The organism is Novosphingobium sp. THN1 (assembly GCF_003454795.1).
Taxonomy (GTDB): domain Bacteria; phylum Pseudomonadota; class Alphaproteobacteria; order Sphingomonadales; family Sphingomonadaceae; genus Novosphingobium.
Genome location: NZ_CP028347.1, coordinates 3,293,929 through 3,317,971, shown reverse-complemented (window position 1 = coordinate 3,317,971; position 24,043 = coordinate 3,293,929). Strand labels below are relative to the sequence as shown.

Below are 24,043 nucleotides of genomic sequence, written 5' to 3'. Positions count from 1 at the left end.
ATGATGCGGATTGCCTGCCCGAACTGTGGCCTGCGCGACGAGCGCGAATTTGCCTATGGCGGCGAAGCCCATATCGACCGACCAGAGCTGGACTGCGACGACCAGGCTTGGGAGGAGTATCTCTTCCTGCGCGCCAACCCCAAGGGCGAGCATGCCGAGCGATGGGTCCATGTGCACGGTTGCGGGGTCTGGTTCAATCTGATCCGGCATACTGAAACACACGAGGTCGTAGCGGTTTACGTAATGGGAGTTGCGCGGCCGTGACCGGTTACCGACTTTCCCATGGCGGCGGCAGGATCGATCGCGGCCAGTCCATCGACTTTTCGTTCAATGGCAAGCGCTATGCAGGCCTTGCGGGCGATACACTGGCGTCGGCCTTGCTCGCCAACGGCGTGCAGCTTGTCGGACGGAGCTTCAAGCTCCATCGACCACGCGGTATTATGGGAGTCGGCTGCGAGGAAACCAACGCACTGGTTCAACTTGAGCACGGCCTATCCTCCATTCCCAACGTGCAGGCCACCATGATCGCTCTGGAGGAAGGGCTGGTTGCCCAGAGCATCAATGCCTGGCCTTCACTGACCTGGGACATTGCTGGCGTGAATGATCGTCTCCGCGGACTGTTCTCTGCCGGATTCTACTACAAGACATTCATGTGGCCGGACTGGCACTGGTTCGAATGGCTGATTCGGCGCGCCGCCGGACTTGGCAAGGTGCCGGTCGTGCCCGATCCGCAGCGCTACGAAGCGCGTCATGTGGAATGTGATCTGCTAGTGATAGGTGGAGGCAGAAGGGGGTTGGCCGCTGCGGCACAGGCAGCGCGAGACGGCAAATCGGTATTGCTTGTCGATCTGGATCAGGGTCTTCCAAGCCTTGAAGGTGTTCGGACCTTTGAAAAGACTGCAGCTCTTGGAGTCTGGGATCATGGTTTTGTGCTGGCCGCATCGGAAGGTCGGGTACTCCACCGCATCCGGGCCGAGCAGATCATTCTCGCGACGGGCAAGCAAGAGCGCGGCATCGCATTTGCGAACAACGACTTGCCCGGCATCATGCTCGCCGGTGCGATCGGCAGATATGTCGCGGATTATGCGGTGGCGCCGGGTCGATCCGGCATTTTCTTCGTCAACAACGATCTGGGCTGGCGGTCCGCTATTGAAGCTGCGCAGTGTGGTGTAGGGGTGCGCGCCATTGTCGATGCAAGGCCGCAGGTGCTGCCCGAACTTGCCGATCGCGCCCGTGCGCACGGAATCGATCTATTCTTTTCGTCATTAGTCCGGTCGGCCCATGGGCGCGGACGCGTCACCGGCGTCACCATAGAGAAGCCGGATGGCCTGAGTCGTCTCGCGTGCGACTTTGTCGGGGTCTCGGGAGGCTGGAACCCTGCTTCCCAACTGTGGACCATGGCTGGCGGTCAGACGAAGTTCAACGAGCGCAGCCAGAGTTTCCAGCCGGATGGGTTGGTCGCCAATGTCGAATGGGCAGGCCCCGAACCGATTGAGGCGGAGCCCATCTGGACTGTCCACGGCGGGGATGAAAAGACCATGTTCGTCGATTTTCAGACCGATGTGACCGTGGCAGACATCAAGCTGGCGGCCCGCGAAAACTATCGAAGCGTTGAGCATCTCAAGCGCTACACTGTGTTGGGAATGGGCGTCGACCAGGGAAAGCTGAGCTCGGTCCCCGGCGCCATGATCCTCGCGGAGACCATCGGCGCGGAACCCGGAACGCTGTCCGCAAGCAAGGTTCGTCCGCCCTTCGTTCCTACAGCCTTTGGTCTGATCGGTGCTGATCTACGCGGTGAACGCTTCCGACCTCGTCGGTATCTGCCCGCACACGAATGGCATGTACGCGAAGGTGCTGTGTTCGAGGATATTGGATGGGAAAGGCCGGCGGCATATCCGGTTGGCGGGGAAGACATCCAGGCGGCAGCTGAGCGTGAAGCCGCAGCGGTCCGAAGTGGCGTTGGTCTTCTCGACGGTTCGCCGCTTGGCAAAATTCTCGTGGCCGGCCCCGAAGCTGCAGCGTTCCTCGACCGGGTCTATGTTGGCACCCCCTCGACGCTCAAGCCCGGGCGGATCCGGTACGGGCTTGTCCTCAACGAGAACGGTACGATCCTGGATGACGGGGTCTATGCTCGTCTCCAAGACGGGAGTTTCCTGCTCAGCCCGTCCAGTGCCTTCGCTGACCGGATGGTCCGCCTGCTGGAGGATCTGCTTCAATGCGAATGGCCGATGGATGTTGTCGTTCAAGACGTGACTGAGCAATATGCTGTCTGGACTGTTGCGGGCCCGAACGCACGAAATGTGCTCGAGGCATTGCAGCCCAGTTTTGATCTCTCAAGTGAGCGTTTTCCACACTTGTCCGTCCGAGAGGGACAACTCGACGGATCGGAAGTACGTATTCAGCGCGTGAGCTTTTCTGGTGAGTTGAGCTACGAGATCCAGGTGCCAGCGGGGCAGGCGGTGCAGATGGGCGATGCGCTGATGGCGGCTGGCAAGCCCTATGGATTGGTGCCCTATGGGATAGAGGCACTCGAAATCTTGCGTATCGAAAAGGGCTACATTCATGTTGGAACTGATACCGACAGCGAGACCCAGCCCGGTGATATCGGTTTTGGCGGAGCCATCGCCAAAAAGCAGAGCGATTTCCTTGGGCGGCGAGCGCTGACGCGTCGCTCATCCTTATCGCCATATCGTAAGCAACTGGTGGGCCTGACCTCGCTTTGCGGCGGGATATTGCCGGTAGGTGGTCATGTGCGGGCTCCCAGTGGGCAGAGCGGAGGATTCGTTACGAGCAGCCAGTTCAGCCCCGTGCTGGGACGGGGCGTTGCCTTGGGATTGGTCGAGCAGGGCAGCGGCGCCTTGGTGAAATCGTCGAGATCGTCTCGCTGGGGAGGAGTTGGCAGGCCAGGATTTCAGAGACGGTCGCCTATGACCGCGAGGGAGGTCGCCTTGACATTTGATCTCTCAATTATTCGTTTGTCGGTTGATCTGGCTCGCCATCCAGAGTTGAAAAGCCCGTTAGAGTGCTGCTTCAACATCCGGTTGCCTGATTTCGGCGAGTTGCATGGCGACACGTCCACCTGTCTAGGGCTGCGCGCCAGTCGGTGCGACTGGTTACTGCTGGGCTCTGCATCTGAAATGGCCGGTCGTGTTTCTGGGATGAGGGCGCAGCTTGCCGGGGCACCCGCAATCATCACCGATGTATCCGACAGCTTTGTTGCTGTTCACAATGTCGATAGCGTGCAGCTGGCGACGCATTCTGCTGTGTTGCTGCGGGGGGATGAAGCGCGGCCAATGCAGATCGGTCAAGTCGATGTCATGGCGTTTTGTCAGAGGGGCTTGGTGACCATTTTAATACCCCGGTCATATCGCGGCGCACCATGTTGGCAGGATCTAACTCATAAGCGGCAATAAGGCTGCGCTTTTGGGTAGTGCACAAGCCTCTTCGATGCCAAGGTATACCAAAGAGGGATTTCGCAGTTGACAAGGGACGTCAAAGCGAATATTTTCTCTTGATCGGTATACCATGGGGGCGGATCGTGACAGACACACTGGGGAGAATCAATTCCTTCGGCCGGCTAATGGCTGCAACTATGCTCGCGCTACCGCTCGCGTCGCCTGCGCTCGCACAGTCCACTGAAACAAGTGACGAACAGCCGGCAATCGGAGAGATCGTCGTTACGGCGACCAAGCGGCCTGAGCGCCTGCAGGACGTGCCAATCTCGGTACAGGCTGTCACAGGTGACCTTCTTCGAAGCGGCGCAGTGCAGAATTTCGAGGATGTGCAAGTTCCAGGGCTTCGCGTGTCGCGAGGCGGTATGGCTGATACCATCACCGTTCGCGGAATCGGTTCGGGGCAGAATTTGGGCTTCGAACAATCTGCGCCCATGTACATCGATGGCATCTATTATGGTCGGGCCCGCACCCAACGCCTTGGCTTCCTTGACATTGATCGAATCGAATTTTTGAAGGGTCCACAACCAACGTTTCTGGGCAAGAATGCAATTGCGGGCGCCATTAACGTAGCCACCCGCCGGCCTGGTGATAAATTTGGTGGTGAGATTGAGTTCAGCTATGAACCGGTCACCAATGAAAAGGCGGCATTTGGTGCAGTCGACATCCCTCTTGGGCTGGACTGGTCCACCCGTGTCGCCTTGCGATACCGAAAGTCTGAAGGTTATCTCACAAACACGATAACCGGTCGCAAGGAACCCGAGATTGAAGATCTTCTGGGTCGTATAACGATCACAGGAAAATTGGCAGACAGGCTCACGATGACGGCCATCGGCTACTTTGGGAATAATGACGACCGAGGACGCAATAACCAGTCGGTCATATGTCAGCCCAATTTCCGGCGTGACATTTCCGACGCAGTTCGTGAGCCTTGTCTGTTCGATCGCTTCAAAGCCTCGAGTGGACTGATCCCGTCTGCTGCAGAAATAGCGCGGCCAGACCTCTATACTGACGATAATGGTGGTTCATTCTATAATCGCTTGCGCTCGGGCGGCGGCACACTTTTGCTGGACTATGAATTTGGTGATGGAGTGACGCTGAGCTCCGTGACGGGCTACTACAAGTACAAAAACTACCAGTTTATCGATACCGATCAAGGTGTTGCCAATTATTCCACAGCGACATTCACCGAACGCTATGATCAATTCAGTCAGGAACTCCGCCTGGTTTCGCCCAAGGATGGTGCGTTCAAATGGTTCCTCGGAGCTTATGTCGACAAGAACAACAACGATGTTATCAGCACCTCGGACAACGATGCGCGTAATCTACTGCCGCTCGTGGTCCCGCCTCCGGCAGGGTCGACCAACCGGACTCCGGCATTTGTAAACGCTCGTATTATCGGTAGCGTTCAGGACAGCGTCGAAGATGCCTCATCATGGGCGCTGTTCGGGGAGGCGAGCTATGCCTTCGGTCCGGTGACGATCCGTGGCGGACTGCGTTACGAAGAAGTCAAGAAGGATCTCGCATTTTCCGGGTGTGAATCTACTCCCTATGCGGGCTGCACTCCCCTACCAATCCTCACCGCGAGCCGAAAGGATGAGAAGCTCCAGCCGGCCATCACGCTCGAGTATCGTCCGGCGCAAGATGTGATGATCTATTCCAGCTTCAAGAAGGGTTTCAAGTCGGGGGGTTTTCGGGCACGGATGGTGGACCATTTAACCCCGAGAATGCAAACGCCTATGAGATCGGTTTGAAAAGCCGTTTCTTCGACCGACGAGTTTTGCTCAATCTCACTGCATTCCGAAGTGATTACAAGGACCTACAGGTTTCTTCCTTCGATCCCGCTACCTCTAACTTCCAGACAACAAATGCGGCATCCGCGCGCACACAGGGTGTAGAAGCGGAACTCCAGTTTGCGGTGGCAAGGAACTTCAGACTTTCGGCCAATATCACTTATCTCGACGCAACATACGAGAACTTTGCCACCGCGCAGTGCTTCGCAGGCCAAACAGCTGCTCTTGGCTGCAATCCTGCAAACAACACGCAAAATCTGTCGGGTATTACAACCCCATATGCACCAAAGTGGTCGGGAAGCATTGCTGCGGACTGGTCACAGGAGATCGGGAGCGGGTTGACGCTTCGGGCAGGTAGCGACCTCTATTTCACGAGCCGGTTCGCGACCTTGACCGACATCAATCCGAACTCCTTCCAGGAGAAATTTGCCAAACTTAACGCGAGGGTCGGCCTTTCAAGCGAGAGTGGCTGGGATTTGTCGCTGGCGGTTCGCAATCTGACAGACAATCGTACGGCAGCGTTCAAGAACACGATCCCGGGCGGATTCAACTCCATTGCCGCATTCACCGAACCGCCGCGCACCTTTACAATTCAAGCGCGCTACCGGTTCTGATCCGGCGAACATGCAGAGCCGGGCTGGTATTGATTGGCCGGCTCTGCCAGTTCAAGGGCTGTCGGGGCTGGAATGAGCAACGCAAGAAAGAGAGATCCGAAGCACATCGTCGCCGCTATCTGCATGGCGTTGTCTGGCATGGCAGCGCTGGTTTACCAGATCGTCTGGACCCACAAGATGGCGATGGCGATTGGAACGGCACAAAGCGCCGTCGCGATCATGCTGGCCAGCTTTCTTGGCGGTCTTGCGCTGGGCGGTTGGATGGCCGCGCGCTGGCTCAATTCTGGCGTCGATGCAGGCAGACGCTACGCGTTTCTAGAGCTGTTCATTGCGGTCTGGGCCATCGCCGTTCCTCTGCTATTTCCTCTGTTGCAGACGCTGCTGATCGGACTGTTGTCGAGCGGAGCGCATTTGCCGCCTGATGCAGGTTGGGCCCAGTTCTGGGTCTATCTTACGATCGTTGCAGCGGCCTTTGCACCACCGACCATCGCCATGGGAGCCACGCTGCCAATTCTGGTGCGCGCGGTGCGCTGCGGTGTGGACGATGTCGCTGGCCTCTATGCGCTGAATACGTTCGGCGCAGCGGCAGGAGCGATGCTGGCAGGCTTCCTACTGCTACCGTCTTTGGGACTGACTGTGGCCAGCCAGTTGGCCGCAGCGGCCAATATTGTGGCCGCTGTCTTGGCTTGGCGCCACCTGCGCTCCAACGGCCCCGAAAAGAAGCACGATGCGGGAACTGCTGCTTCGCCTGTTCAACGGGTGCTGGTTGCGGCGTTTCTGTCCGGGGTCGCTACTTTCGCACTTGAGGTATTCTGGACAAGGCTGCTGGCAATTCCCTTTGGGGGGACGACTCAAGGCTTTGCGTTCATGCTGGGCCTATGGCTGACGGGACTTGCGCTCGGTGGACTCTATGCTGCGCGGAAGCCGGGAAGTGCAGCCATGGCGCTCACGTTCGGCGCAATCTTGTCCTCGCTGGGCTATCTCGCAATCCTTATTACGGGAGCTGCTGAGAAATCCGCGGTTCTGGCTCTGTTTCCGGGAGCCATTGCCTTCGGCATGGCCTATCCGCGCTTCGTCGAGGCGGCAGGCGGAGACCCTGCGAAAAGCGCGGCTGTGGTCTATGCCTCAAATACTGCGGGGGCGGTAGCAGGCGCTATGTTGGCTGGCCATTATCTGCTGGAATCGTACGGCTTCGGCGGAACGCTGCTTGTTGCAGTAACGCTACTTTTCTTAGCTGCTGCGGCCGTTTCTCACATATCAAAACAAACTTATGCATTCGCAGCAGGCGCGCTTGCGAGTATCGGCGGGCTCGTAATTGGAGTGCCGGAACCCTACTCGCTGCTCAAGGCCGGTGTCGTAGACAGAGACACATCCGGTGATCTGGTTTCGCTCAATGTGGGGCGCGTTGCAACAGTCGAAGTGCGCGACCGTGATGACGGTGTACTTATTCGAAGCGATGGGCTGCCGGAAGCACTGGTGCCGCGGGCGGGTACGCCACCAGCCCTGAATGATCAACACTGGCTGACTATTCTTCCATCGCTCGCACGACCGCAGGCCAGATCAATGATGGTGATCGGTCTTGGCGGAGGCGTCAGCCTGGAAACGGTCCCTTCGTGGATCAGCGCCATAGATGTTGTCGAAATCGAAGAACGTATCATCGATGCCAATCGCAGGATTGCGTCGCAGCGTGCGGTGGATCCGCTATCTGACGCCCGGGTCAAGATCGTCCACAATGATGCACGTAACGCAATGCTGCGCACTGGCAAACGCTACGACATCATTGTGTCACAGCCGTCGCATCCTTGGACGGCGGGTTCCTCGAATCTATACACGCGACAGTTTGTTGCGCTCGCCAAGGCGCGCCTCGCCGATCATGGAGTGTTTGTCCAATGGATGAACGCGTCCTTTGTTGATCCACGGTTACTCCGATCTTTCCTCGCAACGCTTGCATTTGAGTTCCCCAATGTCCGGGTATACGAACCGGTTCCGTTCAACTTGATCGTCATGGCTTCGGATGCTCCCATATTGCCAGAGAGCGGGCTTGCTGTAGTAGGGCCGGCCGATGTCCGGCTGCTCGATCGAGCGGGCATCCTGGATGCGGACGATTTCGCCTGGTCGCTCCTCCTTGATGAGGGAGCAGTGCGACGGGCTATTGCAGGGGCCTTTCCGATCAGCGACGACAGGAATTCAATGGCTTTTGAAACAGGGCCGGGGCGGGGAATCCTGACCCGGACGGGACTCGATGCCTTTACCCAAAGGCCTGCGGGCGTGCGGGCCGGTAGCGACTATTCCCGCCTGCGGCTGGCGCAGGCAGGCCTGCTGCCATTCACGCCGGTGACGGAGAGTGGGCTGGTGGCGCTGGCCAGAGCGAAAGGCGCAGCTGGTGATTATGCGGCGCTGGCGGGGATGGATCGGCAACTTGCGTCCGTGACACCTGTTGAACCGGGGTATGCAGCCGCAAATCAGCTACGCTCGGCCTGGCGCCTTGAACGGATTGCTTCCGTCGATCCCCGGCAGCGTGCAGCCATGGCCCAAGAAACGCTGACTATCGTTGATGCCGCGCTGCGCGTCGAGGCAACCACCGATCTGCTGATCCAGCGCGCGACTCTTGCGCAAGTGATCGGCGATCATGCGATGCTGGTGGAAACTGCGCTCGCCTTTGCCGTTGTAGCGAGCCAGTCGAGGGGTGGAACTCTCGAAGCGCGCCGTTCGGAGGCGTTAAAGGCCGCCCTTGGGAGGCTGGAGTCGTCACCGATCCGCCAGCGCGCCATTGCCGCACTTGACGGCGTTGCGCAAAGATAAGGAAACTGTGACGCGGGGCTTGACAAACGTGGCATTGGACAGCCCGCAACAGGTCGTCAACCTGCTGGGCTCATTCCGTTCAATCAAACACAATCGTTCGGGATCCGTTCAGTATGACACGCTGCTCGACATGCCAGCGGACGGCACGCGAGAGGACTGATGCCTCGACTTCCTGACCAATAAGCGTGAGTTCCTCGGCGGTACGAGAATGACTTACGCGCCGCGTGTCCTGCTCGATGATCGGGCCTTCATCGAGATCGGTTGTAACGTAGTGAGCCGTCGCACCGATGAGCTTCACACCCCGGGCATGGGCCTGGTGATAGGGCTTGGCACCTTTGAAGCTTGGAAGAAAACTGTGATGAATGTTGATGCACCGCCCAGCGAGCAATGCGCAAAGATCTGGTGACAAGATCTGCATGTACCGAGCCAGAACAACCAGATCGATGTGATTCTCTTTTACCAGTTTGAGAAGAGCCCGTTCCTGCTCTGGCTTGGTCTGCGGAGTGACGGGCAGGTGATGATACGGGATGCCGTTCCACTCGGTGAATGAGCGCATGTCCTCGTGGTTCGAAACAACAGCTCGGATCTCCACTGGCAGTTGGCCAGCGCGCCAGCGGTAGAGCAGATCATGCAGGCAATGCCCGAAGCGCGAAACCATCAGCAGGATTCTTGGCTTCCTTGAGGCATCGGTGAAGGTCGCTGTCATATCGAACCGTGATGCAATGGGTGCGAAAGAGGATTCAACCTCAGGCAGCGAGGGTATCGCTGCTGACACCGGCTTGAATACGATCCGCATGAAGAAGTCGTCGGCATCCTGATGCTGGTGCGACTCCACGATTGTGAAGTTGGATTCGGCAAGAAAGCCTGTGACAGCCGCGACGAGTCCTGGCCGATCAGTGCAGCGAATGGTAAGGAACATTTTGTTTGTCATATGGATTACGAAGCCATTTCCACAGCAGCCTCAGGTCATTCAATGACCATACAGCAGTGTATGGAAATCGCAAGCGTTGAACTCTGCTCCTGCGGAGCCTATTGCCAACGCGCGGGCCAACTGGCGACTCGTAGATCCTGGCGTTGCGCAAATTTGGTGGGATTGAGGTGGTCAAGGTCCCCATTCTTGCCGTTCTGTTATGAGGTGGGGACATCAGGATGCCTCGCTTTATGCGAATTTGGCATGCTGTTGTTTGATCGTTCGTAATTTTGAGCGGGGTACGGACTGGTGGGAGGTGCGGTGAGCAGCGAAGGAAGCGCCGGTACATTGCGTCGGCGGACAAAGCCCCCAACGTCCAGTTCAAACCGGACCTCGTCGCGCTTAAGTCGCGAAGACTGGATCAATGCAGCGAAAACTATGCTGGTCGAAAGCGGTATTGACGGCGTAAAAGTCGATTTGCTTGCAAAGCGCATGAACGTAACTCGCGGCAGCTTTTACTGGCATTTTGAAGATCGCGACGCGCTGCTCGATGCACTGCTGCATTTGTGGGAAGCAAGTAACACCGAACCAATGCTGGCGGCGATCAAGGCGGCCGGCGCACGCGGCGATCGCGAGGATTTTGATGCGACTGTCGGCCGCTTGTGGATCGACGAAACCGAATTCGACCCGGCATTTGATTCGGCAATCCGTGACTGGGCACGAACCGATCCCGACGTTGCGGAAGCTGTGCACCGCATCGACGACATTAGAGTTGCTGCCTTTGCGGAGATGTTCAAATCTTATGGCTTCACGGGCGACGAAGCGGAGGTCCGCGGTCGCATCATCTATTATCATCAGGTAGGCTACTACACCCTCGGCATCCGCGAAAGCAGCGCCGAGCGCAAGCGCCTTGGAGCGCTCTACGACAAGGTACTGCTCTACTGACTTATGGCTCCAGCCCCCAACCTGTCAGCAAGGTATTTGCGGATGTCGAGGCTGTCGTCTTCCATTGGTGCATACCAGCCATGTTCGAGCGCTCCCATGCTCATACCCTGCTGGACGCGTTCGCAGACTGCCCAATCCTGGCGGTTCGTGATGTCCCAGAAGTCGATCGCGTCGGAACCGTTGAAATTGGGTTGGGAAATCTCCTCCGGATCGAAGAGAAAGCGGCATTCGACAATCGTCTTTTCGGCTGAGATAGGCCAGAGGATGAAGGCGGCACCGTGTTCTGCGCTCATTGAGAGCATCATGTTCGGATAGACGAGTTCGCCCTTGTGCCGAACCAACTCGAATTCGTCGAGCCCTGCGAACGGCTTGCGGGACGTCGTGCCGGTGAACGTGTAGGTCCAGGCTCCTTCGCGATGGGGTACACCATTTTCCCAGTCGAGTTCGAGACCACCCTTCTTGCGGAATACCGGCACGATTTCGCAAAGTTCCGGATGGACACCGCTGCAGTGATAACATTCATTGTAGTTTTCGGCGATGACCTTCCAGTTCGCGGCGACCTCATATTTGATGGTATGCGCGGTCTGTAGTCGGTCCAGCGGGTAATTTGCGAGCCGTTTCGGAGCGAGACCAATATCAGCAACCCCAAGTGCCCTGGGTATCTCTTCCCCAAGCTCTGGGCGCAGTTTCAAGAAGATGAACCCGCCCCAGGTTGCGATACCAACCGGGATCAGGCTGAAATCTTTCACATTGAAATCGTCCGATTTAGTCAGGTGAGGTGCATTGATCAGCGCGCCGTCGAAACCGTAGGTCCATTGGTGATAGGGGCAGCGAATGAAGCCCCGGTCAATTCCCCCGTTGAGGGTAACCCCCCATTTCGAATCATCACCACAAAGTTTTGATCCGCGGTGACGGCAGATATTCTGGTGGGCGCGCAGGCTGCCGTCTTCGAGACGCCCGACAATCACGCTCTCTCCAAGGACCGGCACTACGATAGCGTTGCCGGGTTCTGGTACGTCTTCGCAACGCGCTACACATACCCATTCCCGGCTAAAGAGTGCGCTGCGCTCCCGCTCGAAGAACGCTGGTTCTGTGTAACACCGGAATGGCAAAGACGCCTTCATGGCTGAAGATACAAACTGACTCATCATGACCTCTCGCGAATCCGAATGGGCTCCTTTCCATATTGCCAATGGGTCTTCAATACAATACAGTTCTGTATGGTTTTGATTCGATGCCGTTAAAATGCTGAGGTCAAAAAGGGAGGGATTGATGAGATTCAAGCGGTCAATTTTGCTGCAGACTGCAAGTCTCGCAGTGATGATGCATCCGCAATCTGCGAGCGCTCAGGAGGTTGATCGCAGCGGCTCATCACAGGCCGACGAGATTGTGGTCACTGCTACCCGCCGGGAAGAGACCGTCCTCGATGTTCCTTACAACATCAGCGCGGTTTCAGGAGATACGCTGGAGAAGGCTAACATCACCGATCTTGCTGGGTTGCGGAATAGCACGCCCGGTCTGATTGCGGTTGACTACGGTCCGCGTGCCAACGGCTCGAACAACAACTTCATCATTCGCGGCGTATCGACTGACGCGATTGGTGGGGGTGGAACATCGTTTCCCCGGCTCGGAAGTTCTGCGACATCGACCTATATCGACGACATCCCTGTTTTTGCGAACCTCAAGCTCAGCGATATTTCCCGCGTCGAAGTTTTGCGCGGGCCGCAGGGCACGTTGTTCGGTGCGGGGTCAGTTGGCGGAACAATTCGGTTGATCCGCAATCGCCCCGACATTGGCAAGTTCGATTATGAAGCGAACCTCGCCGCATCGACGACGCGACATGCAGGCAAAGCTGGCTATGACACTGATGTCATGCTGAACGTCCCCATCGGTTCCACGTTAGCCCTGCGTCTAAATGGGGGCTACGAGTATCAGGCCGGGATCATCAACGCGACTAATGCCTATGTTTATGACAAGGATATCAGGTTCAATCCGGAAGCGCAGGTTGTGCTGGCTAATCCGGCAAGCCCCCTTACCAGCCCAGCCGTGACCCGGGCGATCAAGGACATTGACTGGGCGAAAATCTGGTTCGCCCGCGCCGCGTTGCGCTGGCAGCCCACCGATGCCGTGGACATCGAGGCGAGCTATCTTCACCAGAACACCAAGGCAAACGCATTCCCGTTCCGCACTGGCAATTCCGGCTATGAAAATCGTCAGTTTATCCCGGTAAGCCCAATTGATACGGATATCGATCTTGCATCGCTTACCGGGACAGTCGACTTCGGATTTGCGACGCTGACATCCGCGACCTCCTATTCCCGCAGCCGGTCGGATGACCTGTTCGATAATTCCCAGATCGCCAATGCGTTCATCCAATATTATGGAAATTATCCACGTGCTTCGACCACGAATTATAACACAGTTAAGGATCGTTCATTTGTGCAGGAGCTGCGGCTGGTTTCGAATGATAGTGACACGTTCGAATATGTGATTGGGGGATATTACCAGAACCGTGAACAGGGCACATTCTCTCTCTCGACAGTGCCAGGACTTGCAGCCTATTCGACATTGCCAGGAAGCGGCGTTTTTCTTGACACCTATGCCAATGACGTGGTTCTCTACTTCGGAGGGGTTCGGCCCGGCACGCTCAATCCGCCCGACACCTCCTTCACCTTCGATCGTCAAGTGCGTTTTGAGGAGCTGGCGGGTTTCGGGGAATTTACCTGGCATGCGACCCCCGCCTTGTCGTTCACTGGAGGTGCGCGAGTATTTAATCAGAAGTTCCGCCAGAGTACAGTTCAGACATTTCCGACGCTGGGGCTTTTTGGCGGTGATGGTGCGTCAAGGGATCCCGCCTATCTCGCGAACGGGACGTCGCAAGGTTCCGGCTCGCGTTCGGAAACTAAGGCCATTTTCAAAGGGAACGCATCGTACGAATTCGGCGACCAGCTGGCCTATTTCACCTTTAGCCAAGGCTTCCGCTCGGGCGGCGCCAACGCCTACCCGATCGGACCACGATCCTGTCCGGCCTGCGATCCGGGCACCTTCCTGAACTATGGTCCGGACAGCGCCAACAATTACGAGTTCGGCATCAAGGGCCGGTTGCTGGACCGCGCGATCAGCTACTCACTTGCTGCGTTTCGCATCGACTGGCAAGACATCCAGATTGAAATTGCCTCCAGGGCCGGTACACCAACAATTGTCAATGGCGGCCGGGCCAGATCGCAAGGGATCGAGTTTGAGGCTCAGGTGCGTCCGACCTCAATGGTCACAGCATCAATTTCCTACGCCTATACCGATGCCAAGACGACCGAAGTTATTGGTCCGATTGCCTTCGGCGGGCGCAACTTTATCGCACCTTCTGGTACCCGGCTGCCCGGTTCGGCGCGGCACCAGGTGGGTGCCGCCATTGATATTTCGGTTCCGCTGGGTAGCAACAAGGATCGGACCATCGACTTCCATGCCGATGTGAACTGGCGGAGCGATGTACTGTCTAGCCTCGATCCAAATTCTCCGGGATTTGCTAGGCTCGATGGGTTCGCCATGACGAACATGTCGGTCGCCTATGACTGGAGTTCGGCGCTGCGCATGCAGATCTTTGTGACGAACGTGTTTGACGTCGATGGCATTTCAGCGAAAACTGCCGGAAATAACCTTGCGCCGCCGAACATCAGGGCCTTGTACCGTGGGGACTATATTGCGCGGCCGCGGACAGTGGGAATTCGCCTGACGTTGAGACAGTGAGCAAAACGAGGGCAGCACTTGAGCAGGCGCGCGGCGCTCTTGCCGGGAACAGGCCCGACCTCGCGAGAGCTTGCCTGACGAGATCTTTCGACGAGCTTGTCGCTGATGTTCAGGCTGCGGCGATGGCTGGCGATCTCGCGTCCGCTGCGGGCGACTACCGCCTAGCCAACCGCTTTTTCGACAGCGTGCTTACACGCGAGCCGAACCTGGTCGGCGTGCGTTTCAATCGCGCGGCGACGGCTCGCTTTCTTGGTGAGCTGGAATCTGCCGAAAAGGACTATGATGCCGTCATAGCTGTGGACCCTGCAGATAGCGAAGCGTGGTTAAATCGTAGTCATCTCAGGCGCCAAACAAGCGTTCGCAATCACATTGCACAGATCGAGACAGCACTGGGCGGTGATCACCCGGCTTGGCAGCATCGAATGCGGCTACTTTATGCGCTTGCAAAAGAGCGGGAGGACCTTGGTCATGTTGCCCAGGCCTTTGCTGCCCTGGACGCAGCCACCAAGTTGCGGCGATGCCATCTGGATTATGACATTGGCGATGATCTCGCGGCGCTAGCGGCAATTCGCAGCACCTTTACTAGTTCTACCTTGGCGTCGATGGGCGAGGGATTTTCCGGTGCTGCGCCGATCTTTGTCCTTGGCCTGCCGCGCTCGGGGACGACCCTGGTGGAGCGCATTCTTGAAGCTCATCCCGACGTCGTATCTGGTGGAGAGATGTCGGCCTTCGCGCGCGCGCTGGAGCATTGCGCAAAAGCGAGTGGATTCCGGGGGGCGGCAAACATGCCTTGATCCCGTTCAGCAAGACGCTGGATCCAGTCATGTTGGGTGAGTTCTATCACGCGCTCGCATCGGCAGGCCGGGACCCGTCACTGCATATTATCGACAAACTGCCGCTCAATTATCTCTATATTGGGCTCATCGCCAAAGCTTTGCCACGTGCGCGCATCGTACATGTCCACAAGCCGCCACTTGCGGTGGGCTGGGGCATGTTCAAGACGCTGTTCGTACAAGGCTATCCTTTTTCCTATGATCAGGTTGAGCTTGGACGCTACATCGCGGCATTCCATAGGCTGATGGACCACTGGAGCCGCGAACTGCCCGGCAGGATTCACCATGTTTTTTATGACGATTTGGTGCGCGATCCGACAACCGGCATCCGCGAACTCGTGGCTGCCTGCGGCCTCGACTGGAATGAAGATTGCCTGTCACCACACAAGGGGTCAACTGCGAACACCTCGCACAGCGCGGCCCAGATCAGGGAGCCCATTCATACGAGGGGGTTGAGCGGATGGCGCGATTTTGCGCCCTATCTGGAGCCGATGCGCAAGGCGATGCTGGCAGAAGGCCTCGTAACAGAATGACGTCCCGTTTAACGGGCGGTGGCGGACGTTGGCTCGCTGTCTTTTGTCAGCTCATGCGGCTTTGATCGAGCGGGAATCGGCTTGATTACAACGTTGGAGAAATGGGCGATCGAACCTGGTCCGACCCACAGACCAACTCGCCCCGAACGCTCGCCAAGTTTGAGATTGCTGACGATCAGGTTAGGTTGCTTGGCACCGTTAACGAACAGGCTGGCGCGCGCACCCTCGACCACGATTTTCATGCGAGTCCATCGCCCCGGTTCGAGATCCACATAGGACTCGAACTGCCCCGGATCCTCAGTCCTCAATCTGTGCCAAGGATAGTCTGGATGGGAGATGTACTGGATGGCGCGATTCCGGCGCACCTGATCTTCGGCGCGGCCGTTGGTCGGCCTCAAGTAGATGGCTTCGAAACTGCTCCGATCTTCGGCGATGTGGAAGGCAATACCAACAAAACCTCTCGCGGTGGTTTCCGCGGATACGGGCATGCCTGCTACATCCGCCTCAATTACAAAATCTCTGATCGGCGGATAGGGAAGCACCGCGAAGGTCGCGTCGATATCAGCTGCTTCCGCTTCAGGAGAAACGATGAGTCTCAAGGCCCTGCGGTCCCGATATTCAGTATTCTCAGCACCGACGTTTTGCAACGTTAGGCGCCTGGCGTCTGAAACTGCCGTGGTTCCGGCCGACGCAGCGCCAGCAACTGAGACAGCAACCGCCCCGGCGATCAGGCAGGAGACCCGTCGAAAACTTCTGTGCACTCAACAAACTCCTTCGGATGCGGTGAGTACTTGCGGGGCGTGGCTTGGTCGTTGCACCGAGTCTTTGAGATTTGACGCCAGTGGGAGGCTGTGGATCGGCGCCCCGGAGATATTGACGAAACCCGATTTCATCGCGCTTGGCATTACAATACAGAACTGTATGGTAGTGTCAAGGCTGGATGATTCGGCCACTCACCGAGTGGAGGACGGAGAATGGCGGGAGAAATTGCTGTCTGGGCAAGTGACGGCGATCAGAAGATACAGAAGCGCGAGATCGAACCGGGCTGCCTGGTTTCGCGCAGTTCTCGTACAATGAGTCGTCTAAGTCTGGGTTTCGCGGCAGCGTTTGCGATCCTTACCACGTCCTACGCCAGTGCCAAAGATGCCCCGCAAGCTAGCTTCTTGCGACAAAAGATTGTGATGAAGGATGGAGTGCAACTGGAAATCTGCCTTGCCAAACCTTCCAAGGCGCCTCCGAAAGAGAGATTCCCAGTTCTTCTCACGGTCGATGGATATGCTAGTCCTTGTGGAAGCTACGGACGCCCGTGGTATGCCGACTACGTCAAGGCAGGCTATGTCGTAGCCTATCTCAATCTTCGTGGAACGGGAGCCAGTGAAGGGAAGCTGGCAGACCGGGAATACTCCCAAACCGAGCTTGATGATACGGCTGAGGCCGTGGACTGGCTGTCAAGTCAGCCTTGGTCAACCGGCCGCATAGGCATGTTTGGGACCTCGTGGAGTGGCTTCACCGCCATGCTGGTGGGTGCCAGGAAACCGGCTGCGCTCAAAGCCATCGTCACATTCATGGCGACCGAAGACATTTACTCCGAGGATGTTCGCTATCCTTCGGGTATCCTCCATATGGACGACTATACAGTCGCCGCCGACAGCATGCTGTTTGTGACACCGCCGGATCAGGATCCGTTCGATGAGGAGATCCTGCGAAACCGGTTCGACCAGCAGCCGATGAGTCTTACATTTCTGCGGCAGCAGCGGGACGGTGAGTTCTGGCACCGCGGCTTGCGCCGTGATCTTAATCCCTCTGCAGGTGATGTGCCGACTATGATGGTCGGAGCGTGGCATGATCCCTATCGAAACGCGGCCATTCGCGCTTTGGAAAACTCGCGTGGGCCTGTGCGGGCGGTGATCGGCCCCTGGAATCACAGCTCGGATTATCCCGGGCCGACCGCCGATCTTGGGCGAGTAACACTCGATTGGTGGGATTACTTCCTGAAAGGCAAGCAGAACGGCGTGCTTGAAAAGCCGCAAGTGAGTGTCTTCATGCGGCGCCCCTACCGCCCGATCATTTCGCGCTCGCAAATCCCTGGCGAGTGGCGCTCGATTGCGCGCTGGAACAATGCGCCCATCCGGCCGCAGATCTTCTCTTTGACCGAGAGCCACGCCCTAGCGCCCATTGCGGGGCCGGCTTCGGATCACCGATTGCGCATGATTGCCAGTACGGGGGTCGGCGCAGGACTGGGCTGGATCGATGTGTCTCCGGATCAGCGCGAGGGCGACGCGACAGCGCTCATCTATGAAAGCTCGCCGCTGACGAGTGAATTGCAGATTCTTGGCTCTCCGGTCGCGTCGCTGCTGTCCTCAGTCGATGTCGATCATGCGAACTGGTTCGTGAAGCTATCCGACGTAGCTCCTGACGGGACCACAACGCTGGTCACGGGCGGGGCGTTGAACGGCGCACAACGCCAATCATCTGTCGAGCCGGAGCCACTCGTGCCAGGAACCCGGTATCCCTTGGAAGTGAAACTTCACGCCACCTCATGGATCTTCCAACCTGGTCACCGCATGCGCATTTCGGTCTCCAATGCCCTGTTCCCGTCCTATTGGCCGTCGGCGAAGCCGCTGGTCATGACGCTCGGCGTGGGGGAGGGCGGCTCGACGCTCGCGCTGCCGGTCATTCCGCCGCAAGCGCCCGAAGCTGCCGAAAAGGCGGCGGCCGACATGGGTAGCCGCAATCTGACAGTGACTGAAGCGGAAGCAGCAGGCAGCGGCCATGCTGAAACGACCTGGAACGGCCCGGTCAGAAGTCAAATCCTGCGCGACGATCTGAAGCGGACGACGACCGTCAAACGCGGTTATCAGTGGGCCAGCCCTGACGGGGAGGACGTATCAGTCGAATTTTCCGTTGCCGATGATGATCCCGCGAAAGCCAGCTTTGTTGGCCGATCGTTCATGAAAAGCAAATGGCGAGAGCATGATGTCGAATGGCGCGGCACGACGGAGCTCAAGAGCGATGCCGGGGCCTTCCATTATAGGCATGTCCGGCAGCTATTGAGGGACGGCAAGGTCGTTCGTGAACGCGAATGGAATGAGTGCATCCCGCGCGACCTTCAATAGGGCGACCGATTGAGTCCTCGGGCGGAGCGCGAGGCCGGTGTCTGTGACGAGGAGAAGAGCATGCAAGGGTCGAGGCGGGAGTTCATTGCTGGCGCGGGCGCGCTTTCGGCGATTGGCGGTTGGTATCGGCCGGCTTGGGCCAAGACGGACGTTTGGTTACCGCCAGCAAACCGGAAGCTGAAAGTTGTTGAGCACAGCTTGATTGAAATGCCTGACGGCGTGAAGCTGGCAGCGCGAATTTTCCTGCCCGAAGATGCTGATGCCCGCCCGGTAGGAGCGATCCTCGAGTATATTGGTTACGGCAAACGTAGAAATTATCGGCGTGTCGACGACCGAACCGCATCGTGGTTGGTCCCACGTGGTTTCGCCCTAGTGAGGGTCGATGTGCGCGGCACTGGTGAGTCAGGCGGCATAATTGTCAACGAGTATGACTTGCCCGAACAAGCTGACGTTTCACCCTTGATAAAGTGGATAGCACGCCAGCCCTGGTGCAATGGCAATGTCGGGATGAGGGGCATTTCATACGGTGCGATCACGGCCTACCAGGCGGCAGGCAAAGATATTCCCGAGCTCAAGGCCATCATCGCCGCAATGGGCACGGAAAACGGCTATACAGACGATGTCCATACACTGGGCGGATGCGTCATCAACGAAAAAGTGGTTTGGGGCACAATCTGGAAACAGGTCATGACGGTGCCGCCCGATCCGGAGCTCGTGGGCGAAGTCTGGCAGTCAATGTGGCTTGAGCGATTGCAGGCACAGCTTCCTCTGGTTTCTGAATGGATGCGCCACCAGCTGGTTGATCAGTACTGGAGAAATAGAATTCTTTCGAATTACTCAAAGGTCAAATGCGCTGTCTATGCAATCGGCGGACTTGAGGATTCCTACATTGATACCGTGCCTCGAATATTGGAGAGGCTTGACTGCCCACGGAAGGGCATAATCGGCCCATGGGGTCATGACTGGCCGCAGGAGGGCGATCCGGGACCGCGGCTCGATTGGGCGGTTGAGGAAGCGCGCTGGTGGGACCATTGGCTGAATGGTCATGACACAGGCTTGATGAAAGAGCCGATGTTGCGGTCGTTCGTGGCCGAAGCAACGGTGGCACAATGCTATCCCCAAGACGTTCCGGGCCGTTGGGTAGCGGATGAGGCCTGGCCGTCTGCCCAGATCAGCAAGACCTCTTACCGATTGGGACAGGGCGGAATACTAAGCCGCAAGCGCTCGCCCAAAGGCAAAGTCGAGATTCCCGCTAATGTCCTTGTAGGTACGGCTATACCAGTCCTGTCTCCGATCGACATGACATCCCAGGCACCTGTCGAGCAATCATTTGACGACGACTTTTCGATTCTATTCGAAACAGCGCCGCTCACACAAGGCATTGATATTGTTGGGCAGCCAAGACTGAAACTCCATTTCGTCGCTGACAAGCCCATTGCCAAGATCGCAGTACGACTTAATGAAGTTACGCCAGACGGACGATCTTGGCTGTTGACGTACGGCGTCCGCAATCTCGCGCACAACTCTGATCATACGGCCTATGTCCCTATTGCACCAGGAACCGAACAGACCCACGAGGTGCTTTTGAAGCATACTTCCCGGCGTATAAGAAAAGGCTCCCGGCTTCGCCTGTCGATATCCCAAAACCAGTGGCCAATTGTTTGGCCCGCGCCCGAAGATGTTGCGCTGCACTTGGTTACTGGCGTGACCCATCTGGAGTTGCCCCTACGCATTGGCAGGACAACCGAACCAGATATGCCGATCAAGACATTGCCCAATCCTGCACGATCTCCTGCACAGGAAATGAAGCCGACGAGCAGGCTGGCAAGAATTGAGGGAGCAGCCGGGAAGCGCAAAGGGGTTATGGAAGTTGCCTTGCCAATGGAGCTCCAAAATCTGGAGCCGATAAAAATGCAATTGGGTTCAGGGCTTTCGTTAGATGCCACGATCACGGAGGGAGATGTCAATTCCTACCGCATTGCATTTACCTCCGAGAATGCTTCGTCGCGCGATGGATGGAAAACGGAAGCACGCGTCAAAACCACGATGACCAGCACCCCCAGCGAATTTATCGTCGAGGAAAGCATCGAGGCCAAGCTGAACGATAAGGCTCTGTTTGCGAGGCAATGGTCCAATCGTATCCCGCGTAACGGAAACTGACTGGATTCAATATTTTCATCGAAATCGGTGGGTTGTGAAGGGCACCTTTTTGGTGAAACCGTCATGACAATTTGACAAATATTAGGGAGCTTAGATCGATGCCCAAGGGAAATTTTCTGCGCTGGAACTCTTGGTTTTTCGGAGGTGCGACGCTCGCACTAACCGGAATCGCCCAGGTTGGTAGGGCGGAGACCATGACTATTCCCCAGCGTGCTGTGGCACCCGCTCCCTGCCCGATCGAGGTTGCACCGGCGCTTGGCGGGCGCGTCCAGTGTGGCAAGATCGAGGTTCCCGAGGACCGGGAAAGGGCCAATGGCCGAACGGTGACTGTCCACTTCGCCATCGTCCAGCCTGAACAGCTGGCTGCGGGCCGCGCTCCGATCCTGTTCGTCATGGGGGGCAATGGCGCGGGCCTCAAGAACCTGCAAAGGCAACCGGGCTTGGCTCAAATCCTGTCACGCAAGGATGCGGTGATCTATGTCGATCATCGCGGATCGACACCGTGGGGGAAGCCTGACATGTCGTGCCCGGAATTCCCGGAAGGCCTGGAGGCAGCCGATCCCAAGGTTGATCCGGCTAAGGTCGAGACTTGCCGCAAAAGCCTTACCGAGCGGATGGACCTCAATGCCTATGGTGCTTACGAGGCCGCGCAGGATCTGCGGGACGTGCGGCTTGCACTCGGCATTGATCGCTGGAACGTCTATGGCGTCTCTTATGGCACCACGATTGCGCAGCGCCTCAATGTAATTGATGGCAAGGCGATCGGAGCCGTCGTGCTCGACGGCATGTCGGGCATGGAGTCCAATGCCTTCGGCAAGGCCTTCGTGGTCCAGCCGCTTGTCGAGCTGATCGACGAATGCTCGGCCGCGCCGGAGTGCGCCGCAGCATTCCCCCGGTTCGAAGCCAATCTGGGCAAGGCAGCCTCCAGTCTTGAACGCCGCCCCCGCGTGATCGAGGGCCGCAAGGTCTCCAACGTGGAATTCCTCGATCAGGTCAGGCTGGCGCTGGCCCATCCGGACCTGCGGGGCAAGATTCCGCTGGCGGTAGAGCGCGCTGCCAAGGGCGACCTGCTCGCTTGGCAGGGCCTCGCCAACCCGGAAGCCAATAGCGGTGGGAAGGATCCGGCCTTCACCTGGCCGAGTTCGGTCTGCCGCGACGAGTTTCCCCGCATGGATCGCCCTGGCACTGGCGCCTTCCCGACCCGTAAACTGGCGCCAGCAGTGGTTTCGGGCGCGAGGATGACGGCGTTCGAAAGCTATGATTGGGCCAGGTTCTGCCCCAGAATGGGCTTCAGTATGAGCGATCCTGCTACGATTGCCGTGGCCCGGTCCGATACGCCAGCTCTGTTTCTTGCTGGTCAACTGGACCTCGTTACCCCACGGTTCCAGAGCGAGGAGACCGCAGGCAACTTCACCACTGCCCGGATCGTCGAGTTTCCGCTGACCTTTCACTTCGTTCTGCTGAACCATTCCGAATGCGCAGGTCGTATGATCGTCAAGTTCTTCGAGAATCCGGTTGATCCGCTGGATCGGGCATGTGTCGATGAGCTGCCCGAAACCAGATGGGTTCTAAAGTAGGTCTATGCAGAGACGGTGCAGGCGGCTCATGGTATACTACGACCTATGGGAGCAGGCACTATGAGCCAAAAATCCTACGATTATCGGCAGAAAATCAATGCGCGGATTGCGCAGGCCTGCATATTGGTATACCAGAATTGAGGTCTTGCAGCTTTTGCGATCGACGATGGCAAGCCGGGAGAGATTGAATGGCTTCCAATAAGGACGAACGTCCAATGATAGCCGTCTCCGACGTGCTAGACAATGCGCCGTTCTCCGCCTTCCATTTCGGACTCATCCTGCTGTGCACGTTAGTGGCCATTGTTGACGGGTTCGATACGACAGCACTTGGCGTGATCGCACCGACGGTCGCACGGGACTGGGGCCTGAGCCTGCCGACGTTCGCGCCCGCTCTGGCGGCTTCGCTCGTCGGCATGGCCCTTGGAGGGGCGATAGGGGGTATGCTCGGTGATCGGTTTGGTCGCCGACCAGTCATGATCATAATGTTCGTAATCGTCACCCTGGCAACGCTCGCTTCGGCCTTCGCCAAGAATATTCAGCAGTTGGAGGCACTGCGGCTGCTGACTGGCCTCGGTATCGGCGGCACCATCCCGCTGGGCGCTGCTCTGGTTGCCGAATACATGCCAAAAAGGCATCGCAGCTTCCTGTTGGTCGTGATGTTCAGCGGACACGCTCTGGGCGGCACATTGGCGGGTCTCCTGGCGCCATTCCTGATTAACAACTTCGGATGGCGAAGTGTCTTTTTCGCAGGAGGCATCGCGCCGGCAATCCTGGTTTTCGCTCTCCTCGCGCTCCTTCCAGAGTCCGCCCGCTACCTCACAGCGCAGGGCACGACTGCCGCCAGAGCACGTGCGATCGGACTACTCACGAAGGCTAATGCGACAGCGCGCGTGACCGCAGGCGCGCAGCTTACGACAGGTGAACAGGCAGTGGCTCGGGGGAGCGTCGCCGATCTGTTCAAGGCCAATCGGGGATCGCAGACTGTCTTTCTCTGGATCACGTTCTTTGCGACGCAGTTCGTCCTGTTCGCCCTTGCAAGTTGGCTCACCAGTCTGCTTACACAGGCCGGACATAGCCAGGATACAGGGGCCTATGCCCAGATGCTGCACAACCTCGGTGGTGTCTTCGGCAGCCTTGCGTTCGGCCTGCTGAGTGATCGCCTGAGTGCCCGCCCGGTTCTGATTGCAGTGAATTTCGGATCAATCGTCTTCATTGCTGGTCTTGGCATGTTTGCAGCATCGGACTTCGCTCTACTGATGGCTCTCGTTTCTGGTGTTTTCGTACTTGCTGCACAACTGTGTTTGAACGCCTACACGACAGGACTTTATCCCACTCCATTGCGTGCAACCGGAGTGGGCTGGGCTCTCAGTTTCGGTCGGCTCGGATCTATTTTAAGTCCGTTGGTGACAGGTGCTCTGATGGCTCGAGACTGGACGCCAAGCAGCCTCTTCTTCGCAATTGCTGCTGTGCCCTTGATAAGCATTGCCGCACTCACCTTCGTCAGAGGGGAACGCCACGAAACAAGCGACGTTATTGCAGGGCATTAGCGGTAAGTGACAGGAAT

General features: G+C 57.6%; 14 protein-coding genes and 1 pseudogene. 12 read left to right on the top strand and 3 right to left on the bottom strand.

What is annotated here, in order from left to right:
- The 4 genes and pseudogenes from C7W88_RS16195 to C7W88_RS16175 all read left to right on the top strand — a co-directional run bounded on the left by C7W88_RS16195 (position 1) and on the right by C7W88_RS16175 (position 8,661).
- Positions 1–264 carry a sarcosine oxidase subunit delta gene (locus tag C7W88_RS16195; protein WP_054123171.1) on the top strand — a complete coding sequence of 88 codons (264 nt, stop codon included), beginning with the start codon at positions 1–3 and terminating at the stop codon, positions 262–264.
- Positions 261–3,413 carry a 2Fe-2S iron-sulfur cluster-binding protein gene (locus C7W88_RS16190; protein WP_118074331.1) on the top strand — a complete coding sequence of 1,051 codons (3,153 nt, stop codon included), beginning with the start codon at positions 261–263 and terminating at the stop codon, positions 3,411–3,413. Before C7W88_RS16195 ends, C7W88_RS16190 begins: the two co-directional genes overlap by 4 nt.
- A 167-nt stretch (positions 3,414–3,580) precedes the next feature.
- Positions 3,581–5,859, top strand: a pseudogene (locus C7W88_RS16185) (TonB-dependent receptor).
- Positions 5,860–5,931: 72 nt separating this feature from the next.
- Positions 5,932–8,661, top strand: a complete 2,730-nt coding sequence (locus C7W88_RS16175; protein ID WP_118074328.1) for a fused MFS/spermidine synthase — start codon at positions 5,932–5,934, stop codon at positions 8,659–8,661.
- Positions 8,662–8,740: 79 nt separating this feature from the next.
- On the opposite strand, the gene purU is transcribed toward C7W88_RS16175, so the two are convergent.
- Positions 8,741–9,580, bottom strand: a complete 840-nt coding sequence (purU, locus tag C7W88_RS16170; protein WP_233497657.1) for a formyltetrahydrofolate deformylase — start codon at positions 9,578–9,580, stop codon at positions 8,741–8,743.
- A gap of 300 nt (positions 9,581–9,880) precedes the next feature.
- Here purU and C7W88_RS16165 point away from each other — a divergent pair, with 300 nt between their 5' ends.
- A complete protein-coding gene (locus tag C7W88_RS16165) occupies positions 9,881–10,516 on the top strand; it encodes a TetR/AcrR family transcriptional regulator (protein WP_346766774.1) in 636 nt (211 codons plus the stop codon).
- On the opposite strand, the gene C7W88_RS16160 is transcribed toward C7W88_RS16165, so the two are convergent.
- Complete coding sequence (locus tag C7W88_RS16160) at positions 10,510–11,799, bottom strand: aromatic ring-hydroxylating dioxygenase subunit alpha (protein WP_205525209.1); 1,290 nt, start codon at positions 11,797–11,799, stop codon at positions 10,510–10,512. The two genes, C7W88_RS16165 and C7W88_RS16160, sit on opposite strands and share 7 nt — an antisense overlap.
- A 37-nt stretch (positions 11,800–11,836) precedes the next feature.
- On the opposite strand from C7W88_RS16160, the gene C7W88_RS16155 reads away from it, so the two are divergent.
- From C7W88_RS16155 to C7W88_RS16145, 3 genes are all read left to right on the top strand, one after another.
- Complete coding sequence (locus tag C7W88_RS16155; RefSeq protein WP_205525208.1) at positions 11,837–14,260, top strand: TonB-dependent receptor; 2,424 nt, start codon at positions 11,837–11,839, stop codon at positions 14,258–14,260.
- Positions 14,261–14,382: 122 nt separating this feature from the next.
- Entirely contained in the window at positions 14,383–15,054 is a 672-nt protein-coding gene (locus C7W88_RS16150; RefSeq protein WP_162896106.1) for a M48 family metallopeptidase, read from the top strand.
- Positions 15,051–15,626, top strand: coding sequence for a sulfotransferase (locus tag C7W88_RS16145; RefSeq protein ID WP_118074323.1), 576 nt, complete (start codon positions 15,051–15,053; stop codon positions 15,624–15,626). Before C7W88_RS16150 ends, C7W88_RS16145 begins: the two co-directional genes overlap by 4 nt.
- Positions 15,627–15,634: 8 nt before the next feature.
- On the opposite strand, the gene C7W88_RS16140 is transcribed toward C7W88_RS16145, so the two are convergent.
- Entirely contained in the window at positions 15,635–16,225 is a 591-nt protein-coding gene (locus C7W88_RS16140; RefSeq protein ID WP_125955331.1) for a hypothetical protein, read from the bottom strand.
- Positions 16,226–16,600: 375 nt separating this feature from the next.
- On the opposite strand from C7W88_RS16140, the gene C7W88_RS16135 reads away from it, so the two are divergent.
- The 4 genes from C7W88_RS16135 to C7W88_RS16120 all read left to right on the top strand — a co-directional run bounded on the left by C7W88_RS16135 (position 16,601) and on the right by C7W88_RS16120 (position 24,026).
- Positions 16,601–18,742, top strand: coding sequence for a CocE/NonD family hydrolase (locus C7W88_RS16135; protein WP_118074322.1), 2,142 nt, complete (start codon positions 16,601–16,603; stop codon positions 18,740–18,742).
- A 60-nt stretch (positions 18,743–18,802) separates the two neighbouring features.
- Positions 18,803–20,902, top strand: coding sequence for a CocE/NonD family hydrolase (locus tag C7W88_RS16130; RefSeq protein ID WP_162896105.1), 2,100 nt, complete (start codon positions 18,803–18,805; stop codon positions 20,900–20,902).
- Between the two features lie 194 nt (positions 20,903–21,096).
- Positions 21,097–22,479: an alpha/beta fold hydrolase gene (locus C7W88_RS16125; protein ID WP_162896104.1), complete on the top strand. Its 1,383-nt coding sequence runs from the start codon at positions 21,097–21,099 to the stop codon at positions 22,477–22,479.
- 188 nt (positions 22,480–22,667) lie between these two features.
- The gene (locus tag C7W88_RS16120) at positions 22,668–24,026 is read left to right on the top strand and encodes an MFS transporter (protein WP_082364758.1); all 1,359 of its coding nucleotides are present in this window, start codon (positions 22,668–22,670) and stop codon (positions 24,024–24,026) included.
- Positions 24,027–24,043 lie beyond the last annotated feature (17 nt).